The sequence below is a fragment of the Cohnella pontilimi genome, from assembly GCF_005049045.1.
Lineage (GTDB): Bacteria > Bacillota > Bacilli > Paenibacillales > Paenibacillaceae > Cohnella > Cohnella pontilimi.
Genome location: NZ_SUPK01000004.1, coordinates 346,749 through 359,365, shown reverse-complemented (window position 1 = coordinate 359,365; position 12,617 = coordinate 346,749). Strand labels below are relative to the sequence as shown.

Sequence of the window (12,617 nt, the reverse complement as noted above, 5' to 3'; positions counted from 1 at the left end):
CAGGAGGTATTAGCGTGAATCGGTTTTCAATGAAGTTAGATTCAGATGGTGAAGAATTTTTTGCTCGTGTGGTTGATAAGTTAATCGAATTGTTTGAAATCACGAAAGAAGAGGCTGTAGGTAGAATTAATCGTTACTGGGGAAAAACTGACTTCACAGGAGAGGAATATCTAACAATTTCTCATGGTGGAGAAGAGTATTGGGCAAAAACATTGTATTACGGAAAGGACTCTGAATGGTGGATAAGGGAGGGGGAGAATATAGACCCAACACCCTATCCATGAGATACAAAGCAGAGATTTACCACATGCGAGTGTAACAACTCCATGTGGTTTTTCTTTAATTATTAATTGGTATTTTGTCGATGCAGTGAAAATTGTGGAAAAAACCTGTTGACATACTACGTATGCCAAGTGTATGCCAGCCGCTCACTTGAGTGGTTACTAATGGGCTGAATCTGTGCGGAAAGTGTCTTGGTAGACGTATTTGCCAAGATGATAGGGATTGAACTCATTAGTGATTATTCAAATCGGGAGAATAAGAAAGGGAGAGCAGAATGATTGAGCCGCAAAAGCTGATTTATGTAGGCGTTGACCTGCGTAAAGAGCATCATACCGCAGTCATCATCGACTGCTGGAACATTAAGCTAAGGGAAATCAAGTTTGACAATAAGCCGTCAGCCTTCCCTCAGCTCATCAAAGAAGTTAAGAAGCACGTTAAGCGTAAACTCACGCCTGTTTTTGGATTAGAAGATGTCGGGGGTTATGGCAGAGCGTTAGCGGTCTATCTTACCGAGAATAAGTTTTGGACGAAAGAAGTTAATCCGAAACTTTCTAATACGAGACGGAAAAGCCATGTAACCGTTCAAAAATCGGATAGCTGGGATGCTGAATGTGTCGCCAGAGTTCTAAAGGACGAACTAAACAACTTGCCAGATACCAAACCGATTGACCTTTTCTACGCAATCGGGCAGTTAGCAACTCAAAGAAAGAGTATGGCAAACCTCTTATCAGGAATGGGAAAGAGACTTCATCAGAAGCTTGGCTACAATTATCCAAGTTACAAGAAGTTTTTTTCCGAAATTGATGGCAAAACGGCATTGGCATTTTGGCACAGGTTTCCTTCACCTAAACACTTAGAGGGAATACAAGCCGATAACCTAGCACAGTTCCTTCGACTCCTAAGCAACAATGGATTGTCGATCAAAAAAAAAGCAGAGCTAATTCTGTCGCTCATTGCCGTAGATGGCGATACCTCAAGGGACTTTCAGGATGAGCATGATTTTATCGTCATCAGTCTTGTGAGAAGTATTCGATTCCATCAACACGAGATAGCCAAGTCCGAGAAGAAGATTGCAGTGTTGATGCAAGAACTCGGTCTACAACTCGAAACGATGACAGGTATTGACTTGGTAACAGCGGCTGAGTTGGTAGCGGAGATCGGAGACATACACCGTTTCTCGTCAGCGGATAAGCTCGCTCGATTTGCAGGAATTGCACCAGTAGCGGTTGGTTCAGGAAACAAGCATCGAAACTACAAGAGTAAACAGGGAAACCGAGAGCTACATGATATTATCAAGGGGCTTGCCATTCGTCAGATCGCCGTTACGTGAGAAGAAGCTGGCGGAAGGAAAAACGAAGCAGAAAGCTGTTGTATGTATCATGAGGAAGTTGGTCAATATCATCTATGCTATGATGACGAAAAAAACGGCGTATATGATGCCAAATGTACCGACCAAACAAGCGGGATGATATAATTGGTGACAACTGGAAATCTGGTTGTCACCTTTATATTTTGGGGGTAGAGGTAATGGCAACATTAAAGGATTTACTAGCTGGTATCACTTATATCCTATCTGGTGAGAAGGCATATAATGTTCCTAGTGTTTGTTTGAAATATGGTTTGGAATCAGGGGAAGAAAGCGAAGCATTCCAAAGTCGTAGATTATATGTAGAACGCAGGTTAAAAGGAAAAGATCAATTATTTTTAATTGATTTGGCAAAAAGAATCGTTTCAGACTACGGAGATGAAGCAAAACAACTCGCAAGAATACTTTTATCTATATCACCGAATGGAGTATTTTCCATTTCAGAGATTACAAGAAGAAACATCATGGATGAACTATACACATTAGGGAATATTGCAGGGAAATATGATTTAATTGATTTTCTTAAACGAATCTGGAATTTGGATGAAATGCCTTCAACTGATAGTCGCTTTGATACAGCAACGGGTGATATTTGGCAACATATGATAAACAATTCAGATTGGGATGATGTTTATTTATTCGAACGATACCTTGAATTGCTCATCTCAACTGACGAAATATTTTGTCGGTTTCTTGAGCAAGTAGTTCATCCTTTGATAAGAGATCAGCTCGAACAAATTGAATATGTATCAGTTTTAAATGAGCGTCTACAAAAAGATGGATATATTCTTGCTGTATCGGATAACATTTCAGGTTTTCCGATTTACAAAGTCACAAAAATGACTGCTGGTGTTAACGGAAGAGTAAAGAATCTAATATTTGCAGCAATAGGCAATAAACCAGAAATCATAATAAGTGATTCAATCAATAACGATATAAAGATCGTGAAAAATGAAAAGAATTGCTTGGTGTATGATAGAGAAATACCCAATACAGGGCTTAATTGGTCTGACCTTGTAAGTTGGTGGGCAGACTTAAATGGGCTGTCTATTAATGATAAGCCAACGGAGATTGATCTATATAAAAGATTAGCGGTCTCACTAGGTTCTGATCCCGAGAAGTTTCTATTTAAAGAATATTTTAAGATGTTTAAAGACATCCATCATAAAAACTTCCCTGCTATCGTTCCACAGGTCTACTTACACTATGACCCCTATACACTTAAAACCCGAGGCAATATACCCGTTCTTCCCAGGCAAAGAATGGATTTTCTAATGTTGTTCTCAAACAAACATAGAATAGTGGTAGAAATTGACGGTAAACAACATTATGCAGATGATAATATAGCAAGTCCCAAAAAGTATGCTGAAATGGTTAAAGCGGATAGGGAGTTAAAACTAAGCGGATATGAAGTTTATCGATTTGGTGGTTACGAGTTGATGGATGAAAAAGCAAATTCTAAGGTTGTAATTGAATTTTTTGAGAATTTATTCATTAAACACGGAGTGAAAGTACATTCCGCTTTATAAACTAGGATACGTATGAAGGGGGCATTGAAAACCCTCAGAGTTTGAATTTGTACGTGTATGTATTAAATAACCCACTGATGTATGTGGATCCAACAGGCCATGAAACACAACCTGGGTTTCGGATTGGAATTAAGATTGATATTGCCAGAAAATCTGGGGGCAGTGCATCTCAAGTATATTGGAGTATTAAATCAGAACTTGGTGTAGGAAGAAAATGGGGTGATGTCGATTTAAGCCGTAATCAATTTTTGTATCTGTTTAATTTAGCTACAATGACTGTTTTTAAACCAAATGGCCAATGCCGCAACGCAACTAAAGAAGATGCTGCACACGGATACACTGAGGATAAAGCTGCATGGGCTAAGCGCGAACTAATGAAGGCTTATGACAAACAATACATTAAAACTGAGGAGGCAATCGAATCCGTAGCATTGGGTATGGTCGGTGGGCCTAGCAGGATAAGAGGATGGATCAAACGTGAAACTTATAAAGAGATTGCAAAATCGCTTGGCAAGGAAGCACAGATGAAGTTTGCAAGTTCAATGATAAAAGGGTTTGCTAATGCGTATGCTGAAAATTTTATCTGGAAATGGAATAAAAGTTGGAAATAAATTTTATAAATATGAAATTAAGATAAAGGGGAAATATGGTGCGTGGAGAGTGCTTGGTAACTACGACGAAAAATTGGGACATATAATTTTCGAGGTGCTTGAAAAAACACATTAAAATAATGGAGTGGTGTTGACTAAATGAATGTGTCTGAGATAAGAGCATGGCTGAAGGAATATCAAATAGAGGAACAAACTTATAACTGTTTCAGAACAGTACTAAATAAATATAAAAACGAAGAGTATGCCGAATATAGAACAACTTTTGGTGAAATTGAACAAGCAGATCTAGTTACAGAGATACAAACCGTCAGTGTTAATTACGGCAACTACCCAGAGTTTGATTACAATCACATAGTCGTAATGATCCCCATTCGTTACCATAAAAAAAACATTGGACAATACAAACTATATTTTACATTTGACGGTAAAATCGATAACGACTCATTTGAATTATTTTAGGGAGTAACTTCGGTGAAAATTAGATGGATTTGGTCTATAAAATGAGTTTCGAATGATTAATGCGCAGAATAATGCTCCATTTCAATAGATTGGTGCAAAAGAAAAAAATCGAATGACTAGTATATTTAGCCACGTGAGAGACTGAACTGTGACCCGATGTGAGGACAGTTATATAAACACAGCTAAGCGGTCAGAAGATGACTCCTGTATTCATCAGGGGTCATCTTTTTTAACGTCCACTGATAGCGTTCCGAGTTGTAATAAAGGTGCCCGGTGGATAGAAGCATTATAGGTATTAAAAAATTGCGTAAAAGTATCGCCATCGACAACATCGTTAACGGCGAAGTTAACCTACCGCCGGGCGACAAAACGAAACTTTTCGAGCGGATTCGCCAGGTTGGCAAAGGATATACCATCATCGGAACGAACTATACTTATAACTCTCGTAACCAGCTTGTACATCGGGAAAATCTCATCCGTTACGAGGACTACGATTACAAGTACGACGATGCCGGCAACCTGCTCACTGACGGACGCAGCAAGTTCGAGTGGAATGCCCGCGGGCAGCTGACTAAAGTCACCTTCCCGGACGGTTTCGGCGAGAAGTACACGTATGACACGCTGGGCCGCCGCGTTACCAAGACACGGTTTGACCATAATGGAAACGGGCAGCAAACAACGACTTACCGTTACAAAGGCGATACTTGGGTTCTGACCGATGAGATCAAAAATGGAGACAACGAAGACGGCGAATCCGGCAAAATGTACACCTATGACGCCAACGATCGCCCGCTATCGATCACTTTTAAGGGCCAGACGTTCTGGTACGTCTACAACGGACACGGCGACGTCATGGCACTCACCGACAAAGATGGCAAAGTCGCAGCCCGTTATGAATATGACGCTTGGGGACTTGTCACCGGCATGTACAACCGCTACGGCGAAAAAGTCCGGGAAAGCATAGGCTTCATCGGTGACCTCGGCACCGGCAACGGCAGCCCGGGCTCAGTTCAAGGTCCCGAAGACGACAGCGGCAATACTGTACCGGACTATCACCCGGGTAATGGCAATGGTAAGGGTAACGGCAACGGTAACGGTAACGGGAAGAAGAGCAAAGACAATACAGGCGATACGTCGTTTGTAACAACGAAAGCTGACTCGTCAACGGAATCGGTAACGGCAACGTTGGACGCTCTAATCGCTGACGATACCGAGCCGACCGACGACATCACCACGGATCTGGTGAAAGAAAACCCAATTCGCTACGCCGGCTACTATTGGGATCGCAAGACGCAGTATTACTACCTGCAAGCCCGTTACTACGACCCTCGTCCCGCTCGGTTCATCTCTGAGGATTCGTATGAGGGTGAGATTGACAGTCCATTAACGTTAAACCAATATACGTATGCAGCCAACAATCCATTGATGTATGTAGATCCGAGTGGACATAAAATCATTTTTTACACGGCTAATTATCAAGAACTCAATAAAGAAATACTTCCTGAAGTGATGAAAATCACCTCTAAAACCGATCCTAGGTATAAAGTGGCATGGAACATCATGGATAAAAGATTTAAATCAATTTTATCCGCTAATAGGTTTAAATATTTATTTGGATTGTTGACGCAAACAAGTCCTTACAAAAATAGTGCCGGAAATGCCGCTTGGGCAAAAGGTGAGTTTTTACGTGTGTATCTTAAAGAGGAACAAGAAAAGGCGTTTGTCTTGGCAATATCTTCTCTGGGATCGCCTATTGGCTCCACAAATAAATCAATGGGCGTTGGTAGTCCAAAAGCGACGGGTAATCTTCTAACTCGAAACGTAACAAAGACTTCAGAACTAGATAAAAATTTGCTTAAGAATCTTAAAAATGCAGGCACAATAAAATCAGGAGGAAGAAGTGGTGAGGGCAGACCATTAAACGGTAATCCGAATAGTTACGTTAAAACAGATGCAGGACACACTCTCGTTTATGATGGTGATGGTAGACTAATTTATGATATTTCACGTGAAAGGGTAAAAATGACCGTTTGGGATAAAGCGCCAAACGGAAATTACTATCCGAGAGATGTTAAACTAGAAGGTAGGGTTCCATTAGAATTATTAAAGTAGGGGATTAAACATGAGAATGTATGAGGGCATAACTAATGAGGAATTATTGAAATGCTTTGCTAATCCGATGGGAAAGACTATGATGAATCATGCTTTTAATGCTTGTAGCATTGAAAGTTATTTAGCAATTGCTGCGGTCTTATCGCCTAGGATAATTGAGGCTAAAGGGTGCTTCTTCATTTCGGAGTTTTATAATGGAAACATCGAATCGTTAGAACAAGAGTTTAATTTCGACAAGGAGAAGATTGAAAAACATGTTAATAGCTGGTCTTTGACAGATTTTTTCTTACTGGCTAGAGATAGTTCATTAGATAATGATGATATTTATTTTGAGTTCTGCAAAATTATCAAGTATTTTTGGGAGTTGCGTTTTAAGGAGCTACTTCCTAATGTAAAATTTAAAGTTGAAATAATGGATAACTTCATGGGTGAGTCAGACAAAGCTATTACAGTCTACCAAGTGAAATAAATGGACGACAAAAACCTTGATTGGCACATGCCACTCAAGGTTTTTCTTTGTGGGGCTACCCAGTGCCGATTGATGCCAGAAATTCATGATTTGATAAAGCTCGTTAAGAAGTATACGTGGTGAAGACTGAACCGATTATCGATAAGTAATAGGGGGGCGCTAGCAAGCAAGGGATAATACAGTAATCTTGAAAGTTTTTGTCCAGTTAATCATTCGTTATTAATAGCACCTGATGCGATTTGAACTGAGCATCAAACGCGTTATGGCAACATACATAGATGTTGTTGACAGAACCCTAACACAAGTATAAAATCCCATTAAACCCGACTTTTTTGCTCGGAATAAACAAACTATCTTTTATTTATTGGAGGATGATCCCGTGTCAGAAGAACGCAAGCTTCAGCCCGAAACTTTGGCCGTTCATGCCGGTCAGCAACTGGATCCTGCCACTTTATCCCGCGCTGTCCCGATCTACCAGACGACATCCTATGGATTCCGCGACACGGAGCATGCTGCCAATTTGTTTGCTTTAAAAGAGTTCGGAAACATCTACACGCGCATCATGAACCCGACGTCCGACGTGTTCGAGCAGCGCATTGCGGCGTTGGAAGGCGGAGTCGGCGCGTTAGCGGTAGCTTCCGGCATGGCGGCAATCAGCTATTCGATCATGAACATTGCCGGTGCCGGGGACGAGATTGTGTCCGCAACGAGTTTGTACGGCGGTACGTTCAACTTGTTCTCCACCACTCTTCCGAAGCTCGGCATTAAGGTCCATTTCGTAGATCCGAGCGATCCGGAAAATTTCCGCAAGGCGATTACCGGTAAAACGAAAGCGTTGTTCGCGGAGACGATCGGCAACCCGAAAGGCGATGTGCTCGACATTGAAGCGGTAGCGAAAATTGCCCACGAAAACGGAATCCCGCTCATCGTCGACAATACGTTCCCGAGCCCTTATTTGCTTCGTCCGATTGAGTTCGGAGCCGACGTCGTCGTTCACTCCGCGACCAAGTTCATTGGCGGCCATGGTACGTCCATCGGCGGCGTTATCGTAGACAGTGGCAAATTCGATTGGGCGGCCAGCGGCAAATTCCCCGGGCTGACCGAGCCGGACCCGAGCTATCACGGAGTTGCGTATACGGCAGCGCTCGGACCGCTTGCTTACATCATCAAAATGCGCGTGCAGCTGTTGCGCGATCTCGGCGCCGCACTCTCGCCGTTCAACTCGTTCCTTCTGCTGCAAGGGTTGGAGACGCTGCATCTGCGGATGGAACGCCACAGCGAGAATGCGCTGAAAGTGGCGCAATTCCTAGAGAGCCACCCGGCTGTCGAGTGGGTAAGCTACGCTGGTCTGGAGAGCCATCCGTCTCACGCGCTCGCCCGCAAATATTTGCCCAAAGGCCAAGGCGCGATCCTCACCTTCGGCATCAAAGGCGGGGTAGACGCCGGACGCAAAATGATCGACTCCGTCAAGCTGTTCTCGCATTTGGCCAACGTAGGTGACTCCAAGTCGCTGATAATCCACCCGGCGAGCACGACGCACCAACAGCTGTCGGAAGAGGAACAAATCTCGAGCGGCGTAACGGCAGGACTTATTCGTCTCTCGATCGGCACGGAATCTATCGACGATATTTTGTACGATTTGGAGCAGGCGCTGAAAGTCAGCCAAGCCTAATCACGATAAAGCGGTGTAAAAAAGGACACCTCCGGAGCAGCAAGCTTCGGAGGTGTCCTTTTGTTATTGCGGTGAGCGTTGAAAAACAAAAATGCCCTCATCAACCGGCAGTGTTGCTCGTCCGGCGGTGGGGGCATTTCGTGTAAGCTTATGAAGCTTGCGATTTCGGAGATAGCTTGCGGACGAAGTCCAGCGCTTCTTTCAAGGTGGAGACGGGGACGAGCTTCACGTTCAACTTCAAGTTCTTCACTGTTTTCTCGGCGTCCTTCCAGTTCAACAAACCTTGCTCCTTGTCATATGGCACGAGAAAATAGTCCGCTTTCTCCTTGTCCGCTGCCATGAGCTTGTATTGGATGCCGCCGATTTGGCCGACCTTCCCGGACTCTTCGATCGTGCCGGTGCCGGCAATCCGGTATCCGTGCGTCAAATCTTCACCGCTGAGCTGGGCGATAATTTCCAGCGACATCATGAGACCTGCCGAAGGGCCGCCAACATCATCGAAATCGAACTTCACCGGATCGGGGGGTGTCACCTTCAGCACGGTGTTGTGCTGGAACCCGATGCCCGCGCGACCTGTTCCCGGCATTTTGATCAGCGGTACCGTTACGCTGAACGGCTTGCCGCCGCGGGTGCCGGACAGCTTCACTTTGTCTCCCGGCTTGCGGGAGGTCAGGGTGGAGGAGAGCTGCTCCGCCGTGGTCGTCGGTTTGTCATCCACCTTGGTGATGATATCCCCTTCGTGCAGGCCGCTTTGGATCGCTTTCGTCTCCTCGAGGAAACGAACGACGATGACTCCCTGCTGCTTCACGTCGAGCGGCCGGCTGATGGCGCGGTAAGAGGCGAGCAGCGCTTGCGCTTCCGAGCTGTCGCGCATCCAGGCGAGCAAGTTCCGATAAGACGCATAGTCGGTCGTTCCTCCGGTTGCCGACTTTTCGGTCTGGATGTCCATTCTGGGATTGATCCACGCATACAAAAGAGATATCGCGTTCGGACGCGAATAAGCGGATACGGTGGTGAAGAGGAACGAGCCTTTTTCATCCAGATTTTTGCCCGTATGCACGCGCGGATGAACCGGTTCGGCGGAGCCGGGCCCATAAATCACATAAGGCCAAGAGAAAAAATAAGCCGCAGCCAATACCAAAACAAGAAATACGGCCAGAATAGCCGTAAGATAACGGCGGTAAAAACGGGTGCGTTGAGTGGTCAAAAGTTCGGGCACCTCCGTGTGCAGCAAATGAAAACGAGGACGGTTTCATTATAACCGATCGAACCTGTCCCGCCCAAACGCACGGAGCAAAAAACCTCCTTCCCCATACAGGAGAAGGAGGCTGAGGCTCCGCGAGCCGCGGGGTTTGCAGAAGATTTACTTCTGTTCGGCCAACATGCGGCGAAGAACGGTTTGGAGAATACCGCTGTTGCGGTAGTAATCCAGTTCGACCATGGAATCGATCCGGAGGATAACCGGGAATTCGAACGTCGTGCCGTCTTCGCGTTTGCCGGTGACGGTAATCGTTTGGCCGGGTTTCATGTCATTAGACAGGCCGTTGATTTCGAACGTTTCGGTACCGGTGATGCCGAGCGTCTGCCAGCCGTGTCCGGGCTGGAATTGCAGCGGCAGCACGCCCATGCCGACCAGGTTGGAGCGGTGGATCCGCTCGAAGCTTTCGGCGATGACGGCTTTGACGCCGAGGAGGAACGTACCTTTCGCGGCCCAGTCGCGGGAGCTTCCCGTACCGTATTCTTTACCGGCAATGACGACCAGATTCGTTTTCTTATTTTGATATTTCATCGAAGCATCGTAGATCGACATCACTTCGCCGGTCGGCAGGTAAGTCGTGACGCCGCCTTCCGTTCCCGGCGCCACATGGTTGCGGATGCGGATGTTGGCGAACGTGCCGCGCATCATCACTTCATGGTTACCGCGGCGGGAGCCGTACGAGTTGAAATCTTTCTTGTCGACGCCATGCTCGATCAGATATTTGCCCGCTGGGCTGTCAACCTTGATGTTGCCGGCCGGCGAAATGTGGTCCGTCGTAACGGAGTCGCCGAGCAGCGCCAGCACTTTCGCGCCTTTGATCTCGCCGATGTCGCCGGCTGCGCCTTCGAGACCGGTGAAGAACGGCGGGTTGGCGATATACGTGGAGTTCGAATCCCACTCGTAAATTTCGCCCTTCGGCACCGGAATGTTGTTCCAACGCTCGTTTTGCGTGAAAATGTGCTCGTACTTCTGACGGTACATTTCCGCATTTTGCGAAGTCGCCATCGCTTGCTGAATTTCCTCGTTCGTCGGCCAGATGTCCTTCAGGTACACCGGCTGGTTGCTGCCGTCGTAGCCGATCGGCTCGTTGGCGAGGTCGATGTTGACCGTACCGGCGAGCGCGTAGGCGACGACAAGCGGCGGAGACGCGAGGTAGTTCGCTTTAACCTGCGCATGCACGCGGCCTTCGAAGTTCCGGTTACCGGACAGTACGGCAGCGACCGTCATGTCGTTATCGGCGATCGCGAGGCTCACTTCGTCCGGAAGCGGACCGGAGTTCCCGATACAGGTTGCGCATCCGTAACCCGCAACGTGGAAGCCGAGCTGCTCCAAAAACGGCAGAAGGCCGGATTTGGTCAAATATTCGGTAACGACCAGGGAGCCCGGAGTGAGGGAACTCTTGACGTAAGCCGGTTTTTTCAGCCCGCGCTCGACCGCTTTCTTCGCGACGAGACCGGCGCCCAGCATAACGCTCGGGTTGGAAGTATTCGTACAGGAAGTGATGGCGGCAATGACGACCGCGCCCGTACCGAAACGGCTCGCTTGACCGTTCGGGTGCTTCACTTCGACGGTTTCTTGAATTTTGGAGTCGGACAGGCCATAACCGCCTTTGTCGACAGGCGTACGGATGATGTCGTTGAACGCCTTCTTCATCGCCGTCAATTCTACGCGGTCCTGCGGGCGTTTCGGGCCGGCGAGGCTCGGAACGATCGTGGACAGGTCGAGCTCGACCACGTCGGTGAACACCGGATCCGGCGTCTCGTCCGTGCGGAACATGCCGTTGGCTTTGTAGTAATCTTCGACGAGCTGAATTTGCTTCTCGTCGCGGCCGGTCAGGCGCAGGTAGTTCAGCGTTTCGTTGTCGACCGGGAAGAAGCCGATCGTCGCGCCGTATTCCGGCGCCATGTTGGCGACCGTCGCACGGTCGGCCAGCGTAATGTTGGACAAACCGGAGCCGAAAAACTCGACGAATTTGCCGACAACACCTTTTTTACGGAGAATTTGCGTAACGGTCAGGGCCAGGTCGGTTGCCGTAGCGCCTTCCGACAGCTTGCCCGTCAATTTGAAGCCGATAACTTCCGGCATGACGAAGTACAGCGGCTGACCGAGCATGCAAGCTTCGGCTTCGATACCGCCGACGCCCCAGCCCACGACGCCAAGACCGTTGATCATCGTCGTATGAGAGTCAGTACCGACGAGGGAGTCCGGGAATACTTCGGTTACGCCGTCTTTGTTCTTTTTCGCAGCAACGGAAGCCAGGTACTCGAGGTTAACCTGGTGAACGATACCGGTTGCCGGCGGAACGGCACGGAAGTTGTCGAACGCGGTTTGCGCCCAGCGAAGGAAGCGATAGCGTTCCTCGTTGCGCTCGAACTCGACGTCCATGTTGTATTTCAGCGCGTCCGGCGAACCGAAAGCGTCGACCATAACGGAGTGGTCAATGACGAGATCGACCGGCACGAGCGGATTAATGCGCTTCGGATCTCCGCCTGCTTGTTTCACGGTATCGCGCATAGCGGCCAAGTCGACGACGACGGGAACGCCCGTGAAGTCCTGCAGCACGATACGCGCCGGGATCAGCGGAATTTCTTTATCCACGCGGCCGTTCGTCCAGTTGGCGATCTGCTTCACGTGTTCTTCGGTAATACTGAGTCCGTCGAATTGGCGAACCGCTGCTTCAAGCAGCACTTTCATCGAAAAAGGAAGTTTGGATACGGGGCCCAAGCCTTGTTCTTCCAAACCTTGCAGACGGTAGTACCGGAATGATTGGCCGGACGACTGCAGGTCGGCTTGGAATTGCTTCGGTAAAGTGGACAAGTGGGTCAGCCTCCTTGCGAAAAATGGACATCCGTTTCACTG

The 12,617-nt window shown here is 47.3% G+C and carries 9 protein-coding genes and 1 pseudogene; 8 read left to right on the top strand and 2 right to left on the bottom strand.

Annotated elements, in window-relative coordinates; translation table 11 throughout:
- Positions 1–14: 14 nt before the first annotated feature.
- The 8 genes and pseudogenes from E5161_RS10440 to E5161_RS10405 all read left to right on the top strand — a co-directional run bounded on the left by E5161_RS10440 (position 15) and on the right by E5161_RS10405 (position 8,500).
- On the top strand, positions 15–284 hold the full coding sequence (locus tag E5161_RS10440) for a hypothetical protein (protein WP_136777734.1): 270 nt from the start codon (positions 15–17) through the stop codon (positions 282–284).
- 272 nt (positions 285–556) lie between these two features.
- Positions 557–1,751 (top strand): annotated as a pseudogene (locus tag E5161_RS10435) (IS110 family RNA-guided transposase).
- A gap of 58 nt (positions 1,752–1,809) precedes the next feature.
- The gene (locus E5161_RS10430; RefSeq protein ID WP_136777732.1) at positions 1,810–3,177 is read left to right on the top strand and encodes an AbiJ-related protein; all 1,368 of its coding nucleotides are present in this window, start codon (positions 1,810–1,812) and stop codon (positions 3,175–3,177) included.
- A 53-nt stretch (positions 3,178–3,230) separates the two neighbouring features.
- Positions 3,231–3,788 (top strand): hypothetical protein, encoded by a 558-nt coding sequence (locus E5161_RS10425; protein ID WP_136777730.1) that lies wholly within the window; start codon positions 3,231–3,233, stop codon positions 3,786–3,788.
- Between the two features lie 138 nt (positions 3,789–3,926).
- A complete protein-coding gene (locus tag E5161_RS10420) occupies positions 3,927–4,247 on the top strand; it encodes a hypothetical protein (protein WP_136777728.1) in 321 nt (106 codons plus the stop codon).
- A 273-nt stretch (positions 4,248–4,520) separates the two neighbouring features.
- Positions 4,521–6,359: an RHS repeat-associated core domain-containing protein gene (locus tag E5161_RS10415; RefSeq protein WP_136777726.1), complete on the top strand. Its 1,839-nt coding sequence runs from the start codon at positions 4,521–4,523 to the stop codon at positions 6,357–6,359.
- 10 nt (positions 6,360–6,369) lie between these two features.
- On the top strand, positions 6,370–6,828 hold the full coding sequence (locus E5161_RS10410) for a hypothetical protein (RefSeq protein WP_136777724.1): 459 nt from the start codon (positions 6,370–6,372) through the stop codon (positions 6,826–6,828).
- Positions 6,829–7,207: 379 nt separating this feature from the next.
- The gene (locus E5161_RS10405; protein WP_136777722.1) at positions 7,208–8,500 is read left to right on the top strand and encodes a homocysteine synthase; all 1,293 of its coding nucleotides are present in this window, start codon (positions 7,208–7,210) and stop codon (positions 8,498–8,500) included.
- A gap of 148 nt (positions 8,501–8,648) precedes the next feature.
- Here E5161_RS10405 and E5161_RS10400 read toward each other — a convergent pair whose 3' ends face one another.
- Together E5161_RS10400 and acnA are read right to left on the bottom strand one after the other, a co-directional pair.
- Entirely contained in the window at positions 8,649–9,707 is a 1,059-nt protein-coding gene (locus E5161_RS10400; protein ID WP_136777721.1) for a SepM family pheromone-processing serine protease, read from the bottom strand.
- A gap of 156 nt (positions 9,708–9,863) precedes the next feature.
- The gene (gene acnA / locus E5161_RS10395; protein WP_136777719.1) at positions 9,864–12,575 is read right to left on the bottom strand and encodes an aconitate hydratase AcnA; all 2,712 of its coding nucleotides are present in this window, start codon (positions 12,573–12,575) and stop codon (positions 9,864–9,866) included.
- Positions 12,576–12,617: the final 42 nt, after the last annotated feature.